We start from the raw sequence: 17,245 nt of genomic DNA, 5'->3' as shown, positions 1-17,245 counted from the left end.
CGTGGCAAACGTCTTACTGGCATTTCCGAATCTGACAGACGGCGCGACGCTCGCGGGTGGCGGCTGGCAGGCGCCCGTCACAAACTTGCAGGACCGGCGGCTCGCGCGCGTCGCGCGCACGACGGACTGTGCCGCTGCCAATACACAGTTCACCGTCGACTTCGGCAGGGATCGCAAGCTGCAGGTGGTCTCGCTCGTGAGTCACAACATGAGCACGCAGGGTCAGTGGCGCGTGCTGATGGGCGACGATCCGACCTTCGCAACGACGAAATACGACTCCGGCTGGATGGTCGCATGGCCCGTCGTCTATCCGTTCGGCGCGCTGGAGTGGGAAGACGACAACTGGTGGGAGTCCACGATCTCCGAAGACGATCGCGCGGGATACCCCGGAATCCTGATCGACCTGCTTCCGGCAATTGTGCTCGCGCGTTATCTAAAGGTGATGTTCAGCGACGCGAACAACGCCGCAGGTTATCTGCAGTTCGGGCGGCTCTTCGTGTCGTCGGGCTGGCAACCAGCGACGAACATGAGCTACGGCGCAACGATCGGCTGGGAGACGGACACGGCCGTCAAGCGCTCGCTCGGCGGCACGCCGTACTTCGATCGCAAGGCGCCGCGTCGCGTCGAGAAGTTCTCGCTCGACCTGCTGAGCGACATCGAGGCAAAGACGCAGGTCTTCGAGATGCAGCGCAAGCTCGGCGTCGACGGCGAACTGCTCGTTGCATGGGACCCGGGCGACGCCATGAACCTGATCCGGCAATCGTTCGTTGGCCGCATGCGCGCGCTGAACCCGATTACTGCCGTACTGCGAAACATCAATAACAACGCGTTTGAAATTGAGGAAACGTCCTGATGACGAATCAAGTTACCTTTCCGGCCAACGTCGGTGGCGATGGCTCGACCGTCACCGACGACAGCAACCCGGCGACTGGCCTCGCTAACGGCGGATTCCGCACGCGGCTGCTGCCGATGTTCACGAACATCATCAATATCGTGAACTGGTTCATCGCGCAGGGGAACTCGGTCGTCAGTTCGGCCGCCACGCAGGCCGACAACGCAGCGGCGTCGGCGACGAACGCGCAGACCTATGCGGCTGCCGCTCAGGCCGCAGCCGGCATGCCTTCGCTGATTGGCAAGGCGAACGCAGTGCTGACGGTAAAGCCTGATGCGTCTGGCGTTCTATGGGCGCAGCTGCCGGCCACGTTCAATACCGGCGACACGATCACCACGGCCAACACGCCGACGTCCCCTGCGTGGCTGAAGTGCGACGGGTCGGTCTATCTGCAGTCGAGCTATCCGGCGCTGTATGCAAAACTCGGCCTGCTGTCGACGCCAAACGCACCGGTGATCCCGCGCACGTTGCCGTCCAGCGCGCCCTGGACGGCCGTCACCTGTGGCAATGGCGTATTCGTGGCGGTGGCGGGTGCCGGCAGCAACGCCGCCGCGACCTCGCCCGACGGCATTACGTGGACCGCGCGCACGCTACCGGTGAACGCAAACTGGGCGTCCGTGGCATATGGCAATGGTGTGTTCGTGGCGGTGGTGAGCACCGCCGGCACCACCGCCGCGACGTCGCCGGATGGCATCACATGGACACAGCGCACGCTGCCAGCGGTGACATCCTGGTCGTCGGTGACATATGGAAATGGCGTGTTCGTCGCGGTAGCGGCGTCCGGCAACATCGCCGCGACCTCGGCGGACGGCATCACATGGACGCAGCGCGTCCTGCCGACAAGCTCGAACTGGTGGTCGGTGACCTATGGCAATGGTCTGTTCGTCGCCGTTTCGAGTACCAGCACCAACATCGCTGCGACCTCACCCGATGGCATCACATGGACGCAGCGTACGATGCCCGTGACGACAGCCTGGACGTCGGTGACCTTCGGCAATGGCGTGTTCGTTGCGCTGCCGAACAGTGGCGCGAGTGCCGCCGTCTCGCCGGATGGCATCACATGGACGCAACGCGCGTTGCCCGCGACGGCAAGCTGGGCGTCCGTCACCTGTGGCAATGGCGTGTTCATGGCGGTATCGGGAGGCAGCAGCAGCGTCGCCGCGACCTCGCCCGACGGCATCACGTGGACGCAGCGCGGGATGCCGGTTGCCGCGAACTGGTCGTCGGTGACGTATGGCAATGGCCTGTTCGTCGCTGTGTCGAATGGCAGTACCAATGCAGCAACCATGTCTGCGTATTCGTACAACGCGGCCACCCAGTTTGCCGTTCCCTCCCTGATGAATCCGCAGGGCATTCCAACCTATATCAAGACGGGGCTGTGAACGTGACGACGATCTACACATGGGGTGCCGACCTTGCCTATGCCGGGCCCTTCGAAATTGAGGACGAACACGCGCCGGTTCCGCCCGGTACGGACGTAGCGCCGCCGGCCATCACAGATGGGCAGGCTGCGTACTGGTCGGGCGGTGCGTGGGAGGTGCGTGCGATGCCGGGGCCCGACCTCGACGCCGCGAAGGTCGCGCAGAAGGCCGTCGTCTCACGGGTGTGCCAGGACACCATTCTTGCCGGCTTCGAATCGTCGGCGCTCGGCGCGACGCACCACTATCCGGCGAAGTTCACCGACCAGCAGAACCTGAACGCCTCGGTCGTCGCGTCGCTGCTGCCGGGTCTCGCGGCTGACTGGACCACGCCGTTCTGGTGCGCCGATGCCGATGGCGTGTGGGCCTATCTGCCGCACACGGCCGCGCAGATCCAGCAAGCCGGCCGCGACGGCAAGTCGGCGATTCTCGCATGCCTGACGAAGAACCAGCAGCTCGCCGAGCAGATCGACGAAGCGTCGAGCATCGCATCCGTGCAAGCCATCGTGTGGAGCAACCCATGAGCCGACTGCAACTCTTCGGCCTCTGGCTTATGTGCGCGATCGTCACGCCGATCCTGCTTGTCGCGATGTTCGTGCAGGCGGCGTTCGGCTCCGCGTCGCGCGCGAAGTGCATGGCGATCGCTTATGACGAGTGCGGCAATGCGCTGTTTGGCGGCCCCGCCACGCAGACGATCTCCGAGCGCACCGGCAATGCGCTGATCGAGGGCAAGCGCTGAGCGAAGATCGTCGCGCCGTGCATCGACTTCCTGATGATGCAGAAGGGGCATTGCCTGGCTAACGCAACGCTGCCTCACTGATCCTGTAAAGGCTCACCAATATTCGTGCAACTGGCCGCCGCAAGGCGGCTTTTTCGTTTCTTGGAGACTCATGCGAATCAGTCCGACTGAAGCAGCGAGCTATGCCGGCAGTGGTGTAGCGCTCGGGTCATCGCTGACGCTAACCGACATTGGCGTGATCGTCGGTATCGCGACAGCGATTCTCACGTTCGCGCTTAACGCCTTTTTCATGTGGCGCAAGGATCAACGTGAGCAGCGCGAGTCAGACGCGCGGCTGCACGAGCTGGAGGAGCACCATGGCTAGCTTTGATGATGCTTTCGACGTGCTGATCGGTAATGAAGGCGGCTATTCGAACAATGCGGCAGACCCGGGCGGCGAAACGATGTGGGGCGTCACGGCGCGCGTTGCTCGAGCATCTGGCTACACCGGTGCGATGCGCGAACTGCCGCGCGACACAGCAAAGTCGATTGCCAAGAAGCTTTACTGGGATCCGCTTCGCCTCGACGAACTCGATCCGCGTGTTGCCTTCCAGATCTTCGACGCGAACTACAACGGCGGACATCCGGTGATATGGATGCAGGGCGCCGCCGGCGCGAAGGTTGATGGTCTTATCGGGCCCGCCACTATCGCCGCGGTGCAGGCGACCGATCCGCTCAAGTTCATGATGCGATGGAATTCGCTACGTATTCGCTATTTCACATCGCTCAAGACCTGGCTGAATTTCGGCAAAGGGTGGGCGAACCGAATTGCAAACAACCTTTGGAAAGGAGCTGCATGATGCCGCTGATCCCTATTGCGATGGCGCTCGCTCAATTCGCGCCGATGATCGCCGGTTGGCTCGGCGGCTCGAAGGCCGAAGACGTCGCCAAGCATGTCGTCGGTATTGCCCAGACCGTTACAGGTCAATCCGCGCCTGACGCGGCGCTCGCCGCGATCCAGGCAGATCCGAACCTGTCGATGCAGTTTCAAAAGGCAGTGCTCGACCAGCAGGCGCAGCTCGCGCAGATCAGTGCCGACGTCACGAAGGCCGAATTGGCCGCCGACACCGCTGACACGCAGGCTGTCAACCAGACGATGCAGACCGAGGCGAGGGCCGATCACTGGCCCACTTACAGCTGGCGTCCGTTCGTCGGTTTCTGCTTCGGGTTGCTTGCGGTGCTCGCGGGCTTGACGGTTGCGGGGGCATACATCGGCGTGATGTTCGCGCGCGTCGACCCGGCCGTCCTCGGCTATATCCCCAGCATGCTCGGATCCGAAGCGGCGGTGATGGGCACGATGGCGCCAGTACTCGGCATCGCCAGCTACTTCCGAGGGAAGATGCAGGCGAACCCAGCGGTCACGACCGATAACCGGGGCTGAGCCGCCGTTGCAGAAGTAGCGGGTGATGATCAGCGCGAGATCGAGAAGCTCAAGGCGTTGCGGGCTTATGTGCGTGTGTTGCAGGATCAGGGTTTCGTCGAGCGCTAGATGAAGTAGGTTGATTTATTTGGAGCGTGATCCCCATCACAACCGGCGTGCTCGCCAGCGACAATAATGGAGGCCTCTCAGCGTTGCGACCCTCCCCCGGTCGCACGTTTTTCGTCGGGCTTCGCGCCCGACGACTTTTGGCGACGCTCACGTGCTCCGCGCCTAGGTCAACGCCCGGCCGATGGCGCGCTTTGGTCCTCAGGATTGGACTTCAGGCTTGAGGTAGTAGGGGACAAGCGTCGGCAGATTCGCGTGGTCAAGAATTCTCGACAGCGAGAGGATGCTAAAGTTCTTCGCCATCCGGGCCGTGGCTTCATCTCGCGAATCACTAAACTTGAGATCCTCGAGCGACGGCAGCTTTCGCACCGCAGTCTTTTTGGCTATGGTCCAAGTCTTACTGGCGAAGTGTTGTTCCAGAGGTATGCAGCGCTCGTCGTCTTCGAATCTGAAGAGTTGAGAAAACAGTGCGCTAGCCTTTTTTGAGAGCGGGATCTTGCGGATTTCCTCTATTTCTGTTCCCTGGATGCTGATGTAGCCCTCGTCCAGAAACACGTCGGACCATCGGAGGGCGCGGGCCTCATTCTTCCGCATTCCGGTCTCGATCGAAAGCAAGAACGCAACTGCCGTATATTGCGATGCGCTCGCTGCCATCGATCCGTCTGTGTATCCCAGCGCTTCGCAGATAGTCTGGATCTCAAGGTCTGACACTCGGCGCGGGATCGGTGTCTTTCGGTCGTTAGCAGGAATGCGCGGGCGCGCGATCAGTAGCGCCGGGTTATTCTGGATCCAGCCCCACTCAGCGCGAGCGACCTCGAGCAGCGCGGTTATTAAATTCAGTTCGTAAGTGGCGTGGGACGTGGCTATGCCGGATAGACGCTGCGTAAGCCACTCCGAAATTAATTCGACCGATAAGCGTTCAAGCGGGTCACCCAGAAACGCGCAGCTCAGTCCGATCTCGTGCAGCGTTTTCGAAATCGACACGGCCGCCCGCTTTCGCGGGATAAATTCATCGGTATACCGATTGATGACATCTCTGAGGGTGCGCTTTCCGAGAAGCGTCTGGGAAGAAGGCGGTAAGTCGATCTGCATCTTTGCAAGGCTTTTGAGCGGGGCGAGGCGAAAGGTACAGATTCTTTGGTGATTTTATTGTGATGCTCGTCACATAAACGATTTGGTTTCAGCGCTAACATCGCGGTGCTCGCAGTACTGTGAGCAGCCATAGAGTAGCGCCGATGTAAACCGCCGGTTCCCTGGCCCCACCATCTGGAACTGGCGGCCCTCCTGCCTCAGCCTGACCTGGCCCTCGCCGTTGACGAGCGATTGGCCCGATGTCCCCACGGACGCTCTCGGACTCGCTGAACCTTCCTTTCCGCATCCGGTATTTTGCAGCTCCGCTGCTTGCGCTTGTCTCGGCAGGTCAACTCAAGGCGGAAAAGCGGTTTGCGTACTCGGGATTTTCGGTGGCTTAAACACGGAAATCTGAATTGGACAGTTGTGAATCCAACATTCGACCGAGCTATATATGTGGTTTTGTGAGCCCGATCACAATACAGCCTAGAAAGTCATCTGAAAATGCGTTCGCGTTGGATGTGAAAGGCGCGCCGGCCCGGGAGGTCTTGGTCAGCGCGGAGACCAGTCATTTGATGACGCAAACACGTGTATAAATAATTTTCGGAGCTAGAAATGGCTGCAGCACAATACTACGAACAGATTCAACAGGCTTATATCGCCTACTATGGCCGTCCCGCGGATCCGGCAGGCCAGGATTACTGGGCGACGCAGCTGGACAAGGCTGGTGGCAACATCAATGTCATCATCAACGCGTTCGGCAATTCGACTGAATCGACCGCGCTCTACGCTGGCTCGAATACGCAAGCTCAAGTCAACGCGATCTACCATACGCTGTTTGGTCGTGACGCTGACGTCGCCGGTCTGAACTTCTACGTTCAAGGCATCAACAACGGCACGTTCTCGCTGGCTTCGGTCGCTCTGAACATCTATAACGGCGCAACGGGTACCGACGCGACCGAACTCGCAGCAAAGCTGACGTACGCTGACGCGTTCACGAGCCAAGTCAGTCAATCGACTGCTGCTCAAGTCGCATACTCGGGCACGGCCGCCTCGAACAACGCACGGGCAGCAGTGGCTGGCGTGACGGATACGGCTTCGGCAACTGCCGCAGCAGCGAACCTGTCGACGACGGTTGCTCATATCGGCGATGGCACGGTTGGCCAGACGGTTACGCTCACTACGGGTGTGGATAACGTCACGGTCTCGGGCAACGGCGTTGTTAACGCGACCAACACCGCGACGTCGCAAGTTCTGGGTGGTTTGGATGTAATCAAGGGTACCGGCACCGGCAACGTACTGAACATTGCTGATACTGCTGCTGGCACGGCGGCCGCCCCGGCCTTCACGCTGCCCACTGGTATTTCGATTTCGGGTATCCAAACCGACAACATCACGACCAACGGCGCATTGGGTGGGGCAACGGCATTCGACCTGAGCGGCCAAGCCGGCCTGACGACGGCCAACCTGGTTGCTGCCGACGCTAACCTTACCAACGCTGCTAATGTCAAAGTTGCGGATACCACCGCGCTGAACTTGACTGTGACGGCTGGCGATGTCACGAAGATTGTTGGTGGCACGGCGGTTACGCTCAATAACGGCGCGTCGGCAGACATCAACGGTGCCGGCCTGACGAGCGTTACGGCGAACAAGACGGCCGGCGCGGTCGTGGTCAACAACGGTAGCGTGACGGCAGCCAGTGCGGCAGCGGCTGACGGCAAAGGCACCACCCTGACGTCGGTCACCTTGAACGGAACGGCAGCCGGCGCATCCCTGACGGGTAACGGCTTGACGAACGTCACGGTAGAGAATCTGACGGCGGCGCAAACCGTCACGGTCAACAACGCGACTGTCGGTGGCCACACGCTGAACCTGACCGCATCGAACGCGGGTTACGATGCAACCGGCGTCGCGGCTGCGGTCACGATTGCCGATGCAAACGCAACGGCTGTTACGCTGGCAGCTACCGGCAAGGATGACGTGGTGCTGAACGCAGCGAACGCGAAGTCGCTGACGGTGACGGGTTCGGGAGCGGTCGTCGCTGACCTGACGGGCTTCGGTACTGCCACGACTCTGGCCAAGATTGACCTGTCGGGCAATAGCGGCGGTGTTACTCTCACCGACTCCGCAGCGAGCGCAGTGCTGACCGGTGGTTCGGGCAACGACGTCATTACGCTCAAGGCAGCGCTGACGTCGGCTTCGGGTGGCTCCATCAATCTGGGCGCAGGTAACAATACCTTGCTGGTTGGTGCAGGCGGCTCGATTGGCTCGGGTGTCACGGTCGATGGCGGCGTTGGCGGTACGAACACCATCTCGGCATCGTTGGTTAATGCAGGCAACGCTGCTGGCATCAAGGACTTCCAGGTGCTCGACGTATCGGGCTTTGGCTCGGGTGCAGGCAACGGCTCGCTGGACGCATCGCTGATGACGGGTTCCATCATTTCTGGCGTTTCCATCAGCTCGGCAACGACGAACGGCGTAGCTACGTTGCTGAACCTCGGCGACAACGTGACCGTGACGGATACGGTTGATGCGCTTGCTGCGGTTGGTACCAACGACCTGGTTCTGTCGCACGCTAGCGGCACGGGCACGCTGACCGTGAATTTTGCTGATGCGTTGAAGGCGCACACGAATGGTGTCAACATCGACTCGCTGACGTCGACCGGCGATACGTCGATTGTGCTGAGTTCTGCGGGCGTCAAGGGTGCTGTGAACTCGCTGACGGCCCTCACCGAAACGGACAACCACCTGACGACGGTCACCATCACGGGTTCGAATCAGTTCACGCTGGGCGGCGTTACGACGGCTGTGAACAACGCAAGCATGCCGCAGAGCGGCACGACTGCTTCGTCGTTGACCACGATTGATGGTTCGGCTGCTACTGGCGCGCTGCACATCACCGCAGGTGCTAATTCGGGTGCCGGCGACAATGTCGTGTCGTACGCTGGACTGACCATCAAGGGTGGTATCGGTGGCGACACCATCATCAACCATGCTGCTAATGGCGTGATTGTCGAAGGTGCAACTGCTTCGACGCTGTTTAACACGCTGACTATCGACGGCAAGGGCGCGAGCATCAATGACGCGGCCTCCGCTGGTGCAGACGTGTTGAACTTGGGCGGGGTCAACAACTCGGCTACGTTGGGTTCGGGTACTGGTGTGACGGTTGCAGTGAGCAATGTGGCGGGAACGCACAGCATCGCAGATTCCGTTACGTTCGGTAGCGGCACGGCCAACGTCACGGACGGCTTGCTCTATCAAGCGAGTGCGTCGGCAACGTCGGCGAATACGAACGGCAACGTCCTGACGCTGAACGGTGCGTTGCATGGCGAGACTCTCAGTTTCGCTACGGTGACAAACGCCGTTGGCGCTCTGGGTGCGGCTACTTCGGTTGCTGCCGCCCAGACCTTCGACCAGGCAGTATTCGCGGCTCACGGCGCTGCTAACACCGTCACGTGGTTCCAGTATGCTGGCAACACGTACGTTGAAAGCAATGGCGCAGCTGCCGACGCTAGCGACAGCGCGGTTGTCAAGATTGCTGGTGTTGTCGACCTTTCGCACGCAGCGGTCACTGCAGGCGGTCACATCACGTTTGCCTAAAACGGAGGGTCACGGCCCGCTTCCCTTGAGCGAGTCAGGACACGACGTTTAGGCTGGTTACCCCGTCCCTCACAAGGGGATGGGGTTTCTGCTTTCTTGGATAACTAAGCAAAGTTTTCCGCGCCCGTGTTGCGCAGTTGATCTCCCTTTTTTCAAGATACGTTCAACCCAACAAGACCCGATGTATTCGGGCGAAACATCGTGCAGCGATTACTCATTCCTACAGGCCGCTGGAATATCCAGGCTGAATCGACCTACGGTCAGTCGAATATCCGGCTGTCCGGCCGCGCAATCTCGGACACGCAGACGCGTGAGCAGCAGGTGCAGACCATCCTGCTGACCCATGACCAGGCGCAGGAACTCATCTCGACTCTCAACGCGGCATTGCGCGAGCTGGAATTGCAACGCAGCGCGTCGCTTGCGCGCGCAGCAGAGGGCGAAGCTGTAGCGGACCATTGGGACTATTCGCTGTCTCGAAACTGAGGGGCACGTTCGGTTTTCCCGCCGATTGTTTATCGTCCCCGTTAAACGAATGACACAAGGCACCAGTTTGTGATTCACGCGACTCACATCTCATGAACGAGCTTTGCAACTGGCCAATGCCGATACAGACATGGGACACCGAGTCAACGGCCGAAAGCATTGCACTACGCGTCGCTGCCGACAGTCCCAGCGAGCTCAATGGCGTCTATACGTTCGCGCTTGAGCCGGAACAGGCGCGGCAGCTTATCCGGGACCTGAGCGCAGCCGTCCTCGCATCGGACCTGAAAAGGCATCGCTGAGGGATTGTGCGAAGGCAAGCGCGCCCGTGTCCAGGCACGCACGAAGAGTGAAAAGTCCGCGAGCACACCCTTGAGTTGCATTCCGCGACGAACGATATTGCATTGCCGCCGAGACATTCATGCAAGCAAAGCTAAAATTCCTCGAAAGAATTGCCGTGTTTGGCCGAAAGAGTCCGCCCGACAGACCATATGACCGGGTCATCAGCATTGGCTCGAATTGCGAAGTGACCTGGAATATCCGCCATCACTTCAAGACGGGAAAGGCTTATCCGTTCGATTGGTGGATGACGCCCTTCCATGCGCTGCTCGATGTTCTCGATGCGCGATTCAGTGGTCTTTTCGAGCCGTCGAATTTGTCTATTCCTGCGGACCGCGGGACCGTCGTCGACACGCGGTTCAATCTCATGTATCACCACGATTTCGCGAGAGATGAAGACGGTCGAGTGATTGTGGGCGATGTCGAAAAACAGCTCGCGGAATTGAGAAAGAAATACGCCCGACGCGCCGATCGGTTCGTGAACGAACTAGACGGCAAAAAGGTGTTGTTCGTCCGAAACAGATGCGGCAACGATCCGGCGTATTTGAATGGCGATTACGGCGACATTCAACCCGATCAATGCATGGAAATTCAACGCGCGCTTTCCGCGCTTTTGCCACGCACGCAGTTCGACCTGTTCGCGACGAACAAGCCTGGTTTCGGTGCATTTTCGTATAGAGGCTCGGAGATCTTCAGCGACTCGATCATCGAGTACGGCGATTGCACCGACTATATGGTGTCGCCTCAAGGCTGGGCCGAGATGTTCGAGCGAAACCGCATTGCGCTTCGCGGGGCTCAAGAGGCATCGGCGCGCGCCGTGACGGCCTGAGCAGGAAAGCCGTTCTCTGCGCAGAGATCATGAGCGCCTATCGGTCCGGCGATGAGCATCAAGAACTTCAAGAATGCTCAGTAAACAAATATCGACTTACACCGAAAAGCTGTACAATCCGGCTCCGGTCGATAAGACCTTGATCCCCGATAGCTCAGTCGGTAGAGCGCCGGACTGTTAATCCGTAGGTCCCTGGTTCGAGCCCAGGTCGGGGAGCCAAATGCCGCGGGAGTAGCTCAGTTGGTAGAGCGCAACCTTGCCAAGGTTGAGGTCGCGAGTTCGAGACTCGTCTCCCGCTCCAGGTGCAGCGCGTGAAAAGAGATGCCCATGTGGCTCAGTGGTAGAGCACTCCCTTGGTAAGGGAGAGGTCGGCAGTTCGATCCTGCCCATGGGCACCATCACTTCCAGACGTCGGCTGCTGCGCTTGTCCGGGTTGCGATACAGTTGCCGCAGCGGTATTTTCCCCATCAGCTCATTTGATAGAGCGCTTGACTTGTCTGTCGGTTCTCGCATCCGACTAGAACCACGACGGGAGATGCTGACCGGCTGCGGCGACGAACGCTTGTTCGTAATGGCTAATATCGATGTGCTGACCGGTGATCGAGATTTGCTGATTGGTCGGCGCGTTGTCGTGCGCGATGTGATCCACCCACCAAGCCAAACCGCCATCATCCGATTCTCGGCCAAGGAAGACGTGATACATGGCCTGCACATCTTCCATGAGACTGACTTGATTAATGGTGTGGGTGGACGCTGTTTGGTACTCGGGGCTACCCTTCAATTGGGTGCCAACAACGCCGAGTCCTTGCGTCGCGGCGAGATTGGTATAGAAATTCAGGCCGCCCGTGTCAGCTACGCGATCAAGAAGCAAGTTATAGAGACCCGATACTTCCATGCGTAGCGTGCATTCGCCTGGCGTGTACTGCATGTGCAGGATGTTGCCTAAGGTTGTGTCGTCAATGACGTGGTAGACATACGTCGACATATTTGGCTGGTTTTCTTGCGACAGGTTCTCGCCGATGCTGCCCTGATCAAGAATCGTATGAATGTCGGACTGCGTAAGCTGGCCGCCATACTCGGCATCGAGCATGGATATTAGTGCCGCGATACGCGGCGCGGCGAATGACGTGCCGATGGCGGTAGGGTTTTGCGAGTAATTCGCGACAGTGCCGAGGGTGACGTAATTCGTCATGGCTGGATTGGCGCTGCTATACGACGCCAATTGCTCGTGGCCGTTAGGGTCCACATCCATCGCGCTCACGCTGATCACGAATGGCGTTGATGCCTCAAACGACACTGTATTCGGCCTACTCGCGCCTTCATTGCCAGCGGCAAAGACCATTGTCTTGCCGTTCAGGAATGCGTCTTCCAACGCGTTATATACGTCAGTGCCGTTAGTTAACCACGCGTTCGGCGAATGCGAGGCAGCCAGATCCGCCCAGCTATTGTTGACAACGGGCGACGTAATGGAGGCTACATCGGAATTGATCTGGGTGGCTTCTGTACTCCACGAATTGGGGAACTGAAAAGCCTGTGTCTGATTCGGCGAGAAACCATACTGGGATATGTAGTTGTTTATAGTCGCCGTCACCATGTCGGCATGGTGCTCGCCAGCTGTGTTCTGGATGTCATCGATAAGCGCGTAGTTGGCGACATTCATAAGGTGACTCCAGTTTGATAGGGTAGCTATAGGCGTTACCTGAGGACAAGACCGAGAGGCGAAGGTAGAGTACCCACGAGTTGCCCGCGGCGTATGTATTGAAGGGCACACTCTGCCCATTGCTGAGATCGCCAGCGGGCACCTTGAGTTGGTGTCCGATTGCGTCGTGACGTCCCGCCGTCACCGTAGTTGAAAATTGGTGTGTCGAGCCGCTGAATGGTGCGAACGGCGCCTACTATCAGAAGTTCGCGCGCGAGCTGGCGGGGCTGGTGATCGTCAGCAATGGACGCGACATGGATGAATTACCCGCGTCTCGGAGATTGGCTGCACCGACCGTGTCCGATGATCTGGTTGACGTCGACCGGCTCCGAGATGATCGATACATCGAAGTGGCCTGGCGGCTTTTCGCCGATCACACTCGATCGATCTAGTGGTTGAGCGGCTTGAGAGATTGGCTGCGGAACTATTGAAGCCTGCCGCGTGAAAACAGACCAAAGCCTGTATTCTGCTTTTACATGTTGTGGGCTGTGTCGATCTTTTCGAACATCTCATGCCGGATGCTACCCGTCGGCGTCCATTCTAGGAATCTCACCTGGACGACAATCTCGGGCTGAATCCATATCGCGTTTCGCCTCGGCGTCTTCGCGAACGGCGATTGCGCGATCGGCTTGATGCGCGCCTGTAGCGCCGCTGTCTGGCGCGGCGACACGTGCGCTTCGACGTCGCCAACGTATCGAAGCGAGCCGTCTTCCTCCCTCACGCCCCTCAGCGATGCCTTTCAGGTCCGATGCGAGGACGGCTGTGCTCAGGTCCCGGATAAGCTGCCGCGCCTGGTCCGGCTCAAGCGTGAGCGTATAGACTCCATTGGGGTCGATTCGGGCGCAAAGTAGTGCCTTCTGTCACGGGCCTGGTGCTGCTAGAGGATGACTCAAATTTGTTCGAGCACCAACTCAATGCGATTGAGAATGGCACGCTGCTGCACGTCGTCCGGTGACAGGCTCCCCTGAATGGCTTTTAGTGTCTCGATGAGAATCGAGTTAGTCTTCCATAGCGCCAGTAGGCGCACCTCGTAGTCAATCAACTGCTTCCGGTTGGAGCTGTACATATCGCGTATGAGGGGGATAGGGACGATGAAAACGGTCAGCCCCGAAACAGCGAGTCGTCCCTTCCATCCACTACGCCTTCGCCTTCAGTGGCTCGCGCCAGCGACGCGCTGCGTTGCAGTTCCAGTTCGCGCAGGGCAGTGTTGAGTGTCGGGATGAGTTCCTGCGCCTGGTCCTGCGTCAGTAGGATGGTCTGCACCTGCTGCTTACGCGTCTGCGTGTCCGAAATGGCGCGGCCGGATATGGATCGCCCCGCCCTTCCCGGGGACGGGGCATGCGATTAACCCTAGCTGCCCGTGAGATTACTTAGGCACCGAGAACATGAATCGTGTCGCCCGTTGCTGCTATGCCCTTGACCTGAACGCCAACTAATTCCACTGCGTTCATAAAGTTGTTGGCGCTCGATTCGACCACGTACGAGTTTGTTCCGTTAGTGAAGGCGACTGCCTTGCCAGGAATTTGAGCCGAGTCTAGGAACGACAATACATCCGCAACAGAAATTGTGTTGTGACCATCGGAAAGATCGGTTGTCGTAGCGCTAATTGCGACTGACGTCGAGTCTGAACTCTTGGCGAATGAAAGGATCCCATTGCTATCTACCGATGTCGTCAGGCTACCTTGCGCGAGAACAAGCCCACTAAATGGCCCAGGCGCGATGATCGCGATGTCATCAGGAACATCTCCTCGGTGGAACTGCAGCGCGTCGCCCGTTGCCGTTGCCGTGAAGTTGGTCACCACATCGTAGCGACTGGGCGTCGAATCCAATCCAGCGTCAAAGACGAGCGTCTGGGTGTCGTGCGTGGCCGCTAAATTGATGGTATCCGCGCCGACTCCACCGGAGATAACGTTCGCCCCACTTCCTGCCGTGATGATGTCGTCCTCGCTGGAGCCGACGATTGAACTGCTACCAGTGGCGCTAGCATCGATCGTGAACCCATGGGTGGTGGGGATCGATGCGCTCAGGTCAACGGCCGTAACAGATTCACCCAACGTCAATGTGACATTTCCTTCGTTAAGGGTGGTGCCAGGATCCGTATAGTTTTGGGTCAACTCTATGTTGATCGAGTAGCCAGCGTTTTGTAATGCCGAGACGTAGGCTGGATGCCCATAGTCAGCCGCGCTCATGGGCACCGCCGTCGTACCCGAAGCAAACGCCACCGTCGCGTCTGCGTCGCTACCGATCGCCGTCACAGCTGCGTCGTAGTCGGCCAGCGACGTGCTGGCCGCTATCACCATATATCCTGCTGCAACCTGAACTTGAGCTGCGTGCAACGCATCAACCTGGTCAACGCTCAGCGTCGCCGCCGACGTGTCGCTGGCCGACAGGTTGACCTCTGCGCCGCTCAGCGCCGCGTCATTGGCGATCAGCGCGTCGGCCAGATGAGCCGCCGTGTCGTTCACCGTGTAGCCCGGCGTGACCGTGACGTTTGCGGTGTGCAGTGCATCGGCCTGGACAACGCTCAGCGTCGCCGCCGACGTGTCGCTGGCCGACAGGTTGACCTCTGCGCCGCTCAGCGCCGCGTCATTGGCGATCAGCGCGTCGGCCAGATGAGCCGCCGTGTCCGACACCGCGTAACCGTTGGTGAATGTGACGTCGTGGCTGACCAGCGCATCCGCCTGCACAACACTCAGCACTGCGGCCGTTGCGTCGTTGGCCGTCAGTGCTGCCCCGTTCAGGGTTGCGTCCGAGGCGTTGAGCGCGTTATACAGCGCTGACGCCGTGTCGCTCACTGCGTAGGTGTAGCTGGCGTGGTTCGACGCGAGATGCACGAGGTCCGCATTGGTCACCGACAATGCACCCAGATCAGTCGACGTATCGGTCAGGCTGTAGCTGTCTGCGCGCGACACCACGCCCGCTGCCGCACCTTCAAGGTGCGCCAGCGTGTCGGCGATTTCATAATGCTGCGACATGCCCAAGTTTGCGTTGTCGGCTTGCGCCACGGTCAGCACGAAGGTAGCACTCGTGTCCGGATCGATCGTCAATGCACCCGTAACTGCGATGCTGGTGAGATCATAGGTTCCTGCAACGTTGCTACTGGTCACATGGACATTACCCGCACCGCTAACGTTCCAGTCGTTGACCAGTTGGTCCGAGATCGTGATGCTTTGGGCGCTGGAAACAGCAAAGCCCTCCAGGACAACATGGTGGCTCGCGTCACCCTGCACGGTTACGCTCGTCGTCACACCGCCACTGGTGGCGGTAATGGTGCGATCGCCTGTGTTTGTGGTGCCCGGCGTGATGCTGGTGATCGTGACCGTACCGGACGGATTGGAAAAGCTGATCAAATGGGAGCTGGAGTCGACGGACATATTGAAGCCCGTGTCGCCGCCGGTCGAGCCGCCCGTGTCACCGCCGGTCGAGCCGCCCGTGTCGCCGCCGGTCGAGCCGCCCGTGTCGCCGCCCGTGTCGCCGCCGGTCGAGCCGCCCGTGTCACCGCCGGTCGAGCCGCCCGTGTCGCCGCCGGTCGAGCCGCCCGTGTCGCCGCCGGTCGAGCCGCCCGTGTCACCGCCCGTCGAAGGCGTCGTGCCCGACGCATACTGATCCACAACCGTGGTATCGGTCAGCACACCGCCTGAAATCTTTCCGTCGAACTGCGACGGATTGCTGGTCGCCGCTGACGCGGCATTAATGTAGGACGTGACGTGCGAGAGAAGGGTATCGTTCGCGGCGCTATCGCTGGAGACCTGCAAAAGGAAAGTGCGACCGATTGCTGCCGCCGTGTCACCGCCGTAATCGGCCGCTTGCGCTGTGAACTCGTTCGCTACGGCCAGTTCGTTCTGGACGGTGGCAACGTCTACGTTCTGCACACCGTTAAGAACGGCGAGCGCGAGGTTTCCGGCCGAGATCTGTCCGCTCGCAAGCGCTTTGGCATAGAACTCCAAACCGCCTGCTTCAGGCGCTCGGTGCAGCACATTCTGGTAGATCGCGGTGACCAGACTTTCGGCAGACGAGTTGGCCCCGTACAATGCGGTGGATTCGGCAGAGTTGGCAAATGCATCAACGATGCGGCTCAGGTTTCCGTTATTTGCGTCAAGTGTCGTTGCCCAGTAGTTCAAACCACCAGAGTCTGCCGGACGGCCGTAATACGCGATGTAGAGTTGCTGGATCTGATCAAGAGATGCTTGTGTAGCCACGGCCAATTTGTCCTTTGTATTTTATGTTATTGCCCGTCAGGTCTTGGCTTGACGCCATTCCCCAACAAGCTTCCATGCCCCGGGAGGTGCGCAATTAAAGAAAGAAATAGACCGATATAAATTTCATAACGATCTAGGTAAATCTTTCCGCCACCAATGTAAGGCCTTTGCAGGAAATTTGCTTGTGACGAAAGTCACAAATTGAAAAAGTTGTCAGGCGCCGCGCCGGACATTCACTATCTGGCCGCAGAAAACGCAGTAGGCGAAGGACGGACGTGTCATCGCAGGCCCACGGGGTGCGGGCATCCTTCGACAGAGATAGTGCGATTGACCTGTGACGTCACTTCGCGCGCCCGTTCTCCGGAACGATGTGGGCAGGGCAGAGCGGGTTGGGTTAAGGACCGCCGCGCTTCACCACCGCTTCGGCATGGCCGACCGCATCAGCGCTATGCTC

Annotated in this window: 16 protein-coding genes and 3 tRNA genes; 13 read left to right on the top strand and 6 right to left on the bottom strand. The window is 59.4% G+C overall.

The window, feature by feature from the left end:
• The first annotated feature begins 1 nt into the window (after nucleotide 1).
• The 7 genes from VSR68_RS11150 (at nucleotide 2) to VSR68_RS11120 (ending at nucleotide 4,469) form a co-directional block, all read left to right on the top strand.
• Nucleotides 2-853 carry a hypothetical protein gene (locus VSR68_RS11150; protein ID WP_342939900.1) on the top strand — a complete coding sequence of 284 codons (852 nt, stop codon included), beginning with the start codon at nucleotides 2-4 and terminating at the stop codon, nucleotides 851-853.
• Nucleotides 853-2,274, top strand: coding sequence for a hypothetical protein (locus VSR68_RS11145; protein WP_342939899.1), 1,422 nt, complete (start codon nucleotides 853-855; stop codon nucleotides 2,272-2,274). Before VSR68_RS11150 ends, VSR68_RS11145 begins: the two co-directional genes overlap by 1 nt.
• A 2-nt stretch (nucleotides 2,275-2,276) precedes the next feature.
• On the top strand, nucleotides 2,277-2,834 hold the full coding sequence (locus VSR68_RS11140; protein WP_342939898.1) for a hypothetical protein: 558 nt from the start codon (nucleotides 2,277-2,279) through the stop codon (nucleotides 2,832-2,834).
• A complete protein-coding gene (locus VSR68_RS11135) occupies nucleotides 2,831-3,049 on the top strand; it encodes a hypothetical protein (RefSeq protein WP_342939897.1) in 219 nt (72 codons plus the stop codon). The genes VSR68_RS11140 and VSR68_RS11135 overlap by 4 nt, the downstream gene beginning before the upstream one ends.
• Before the next feature lie 151 nt (nucleotides 3,050-3,200).
• Nucleotides 3,201-3,413: a holin gene (locus VSR68_RS11130; RefSeq protein WP_342939896.1), complete on the top strand. Its 213-nt coding sequence runs from the start codon at nucleotides 3,201-3,203 to the stop codon at nucleotides 3,411-3,413.
• Complete coding sequence (locus VSR68_RS11125; protein WP_342939895.1) at nucleotides 3,406-3,888, top strand: glycoside hydrolase family 108 protein; 483 nt, start codon at nucleotides 3,406-3,408, stop codon at nucleotides 3,886-3,888. Before VSR68_RS11130 ends, VSR68_RS11125 begins: the two co-directional genes overlap by 8 nt.
• Entirely contained in the window at nucleotides 3,885-4,469 is a 585-nt protein-coding gene (locus VSR68_RS11120) for a hypothetical protein (protein WP_342939894.1), read from the top strand. The genes VSR68_RS11125 and VSR68_RS11120 overlap by 4 nt, the downstream gene beginning before the upstream one ends.
• A 306-nt stretch (nucleotides 4,470-4,775) precedes the next feature.
• Here VSR68_RS11120 and VSR68_RS11115 read toward each other — a convergent pair whose 3' ends face one another.
• The gene (locus tag VSR68_RS11115) at nucleotides 4,776-5,666 is read right to left on the bottom strand and encodes a tyrosine-type recombinase/integrase (protein WP_342939893.1); all 891 of its coding nucleotides are present in this window, start codon (nucleotides 5,664-5,666) and stop codon (nucleotides 4,776-4,778) included.
• Between the two features lie 594 nt (nucleotides 5,667-6,260).
• Between VSR68_RS11115 and VSR68_RS11110 the strand changes: the two genes are divergently transcribed.
• The 6 genes from VSR68_RS11110 (at nucleotide 6,261) to VSR68_RS11085 (ending at nucleotide 11,291) form a co-directional block, all read left to right on the top strand.
• Entirely contained in the window at nucleotides 6,261-9,245 is a 2,985-nt protein-coding gene (locus VSR68_RS11110) for a beta strand repeat-containing protein (RefSeq protein ID WP_342939892.1), read from the top strand.
• A 201-nt stretch (nucleotides 9,246-9,446) separates the two neighbouring features.
• Nucleotides 9,447-9,728, top strand: a complete 282-nt coding sequence (locus tag VSR68_RS11105) for a hypothetical protein (protein WP_342939891.1) — start codon at nucleotides 9,447-9,449, stop codon at nucleotides 9,726-9,728.
• A gap of 418 nt (nucleotides 9,729-10,146) precedes the next feature.
• Nucleotides 10,147-10,893, top strand: a complete 747-nt coding sequence (locus VSR68_RS11100; protein ID WP_342939890.1) for a DUF1796 family putative cysteine peptidase — start codon at nucleotides 10,147-10,149, stop codon at nucleotides 10,891-10,893.
• Between the two features lie 143 nt (nucleotides 10,894-11,036).
• Nucleotides 11,037-11,112, top strand: a tRNA-Asn gene (locus tag VSR68_RS11095).
• 6 nt (nucleotides 11,113-11,118) lie between these two features.
• Nucleotides 11,119-11,194: transfer RNA gene (locus VSR68_RS11090), tRNA-Gly, on the top strand.
• A gap of 22 nt (nucleotides 11,195-11,216) precedes the next feature.
• Nucleotides 11,217-11,291, top strand: a tRNA-Thr gene (locus tag VSR68_RS11085).
• A gap of 119 nt (nucleotides 11,292-11,410) precedes the next feature.
• Here the strand turns inward: VSR68_RS11085 and VSR68_RS11080 are convergent.
• From VSR68_RS11080 to VSR68_RS11065, 5 genes are all read right to left on the bottom strand, one after another.
• Nucleotides 11,411-12,553: a S8 family serine peptidase gene (locus VSR68_RS11080; RefSeq protein WP_342939889.1), complete on the bottom strand. Its 1,143-nt coding sequence runs from the start codon at nucleotides 12,551-12,553 to the stop codon at nucleotides 11,411-11,413.
• Nucleotides 12,554-13,064: 511 nt separating this feature from the next.
• Nucleotides 13,065-13,313: a hypothetical protein gene (locus VSR68_RS42810; protein ID WP_428983495.1), complete on the bottom strand. Its 249-nt coding sequence runs from the start codon at nucleotides 13,311-13,313 to the stop codon at nucleotides 13,065-13,067.
• Between the two features lie 168 nt (nucleotides 13,314-13,481).
• The gene (locus VSR68_RS11075) at nucleotides 13,482-13,658 is read right to left on the bottom strand and encodes a hypothetical protein (protein WP_342939888.1); all 177 of its coding nucleotides are present in this window, start codon (nucleotides 13,656-13,658) and stop codon (nucleotides 13,482-13,484) included.
• Nucleotides 13,659-13,693: 35 nt separating this feature from the next.
• Nucleotides 13,694-13,855, bottom strand: coding sequence for a hypothetical protein (locus VSR68_RS11070; protein ID WP_342939887.1), 162 nt, complete (start codon nucleotides 13,853-13,855; stop codon nucleotides 13,694-13,696).
• Between the two features lie 107 nt (nucleotides 13,856-13,962).
• Nucleotides 13,963-16,791: a DUF4214 domain-containing protein gene (locus VSR68_RS11065; protein ID WP_342939886.1), complete on the bottom strand. Its 2,829-nt coding sequence runs from the start codon at nucleotides 16,789-16,791 to the stop codon at nucleotides 13,963-13,965.
• Between the last annotated feature and the right edge of the window lie 454 nt (nucleotides 16,792-17,245).

Origin of the sequence: Paraburkholderia phymatum, from assembly GCF_038900715.1 — a bacterium.
Lineage (GTDB): Bacteria > Pseudomonadota > Gammaproteobacteria > Burkholderiales > Burkholderiaceae > Paraburkholderia > Paraburkholderia phymatum_A.
The sequence above is the reverse complement of the archived record's forward strand: the minus strand, read 5'-3'. Positions and strand labels throughout refer to the sequence as shown.

Bases quoted from the DNA above. Each gene is read 5' to 3' on its own strand.
- VSR68_RS11120 (WP_342939894.1), top strand. From the start codon at position 3,885: ATGATGCCGCTGATCCCTATTGCGATGGCGCTCGCTCAATTCGCGCCG.
- VSR68_RS11080 (WP_342939889.1), bottom strand. From the start codon at position 12,553: ATGAATGTCGCCAACTACGCGCTTATCGATGACATCCAGAACACAGCT.
- VSR68_RS11125 (WP_342939895.1), top strand. From the start codon at position 3,406: ATGGCTAGCTTTGATGATGCTTTCGACGTGCTGATCGGTAATGAAGGC.
- VSR68_RS11110 (WP_342939892.1), top strand. From the start codon at position 6,261: ATGGCTGCAGCACAATACTACGAACAGATTCAACAGGCTTATATCGCC.
- VSR68_RS11100 (WP_342939890.1), top strand. From the start codon at position 10,147: ATGCAAGCAAAGCTAAAATTCCTCGAAAGAATTGCCGTGTTTGGCCGA.
- VSR68_RS11075 (WP_342939888.1), bottom strand. From the start codon at position 13,658: ATGTACAGCTCCAACCGGAAGCAGTTGATTGACTACGAGGTGCGCCTA.
- VSR68_RS11135 (WP_342939897.1), top strand. From the start codon at position 2,831: ATGAGCCGACTGCAACTCTTCGGCCTCTGGCTTATGTGCGCGATCGTC.
- VSR68_RS11115 (WP_342939893.1), bottom strand. From the start codon at position 5,666: ATGCAGATCGACTTACCGCCTTCTTCCCAGACGCTTCTCGGAAAGCGC.
- VSR68_RS11145 (WP_342939899.1), top strand. From the start codon at position 853: ATGACGAATCAAGTTACCTTTCCGGCCAACGTCGGTGGCGATGGCTCG.
- VSR68_RS11130 (WP_342939896.1), top strand. From the start codon at position 3,201: ATGCGAATCAGTCCGACTGAAGCAGCGAGCTATGCCGGCAGTGGTGTA.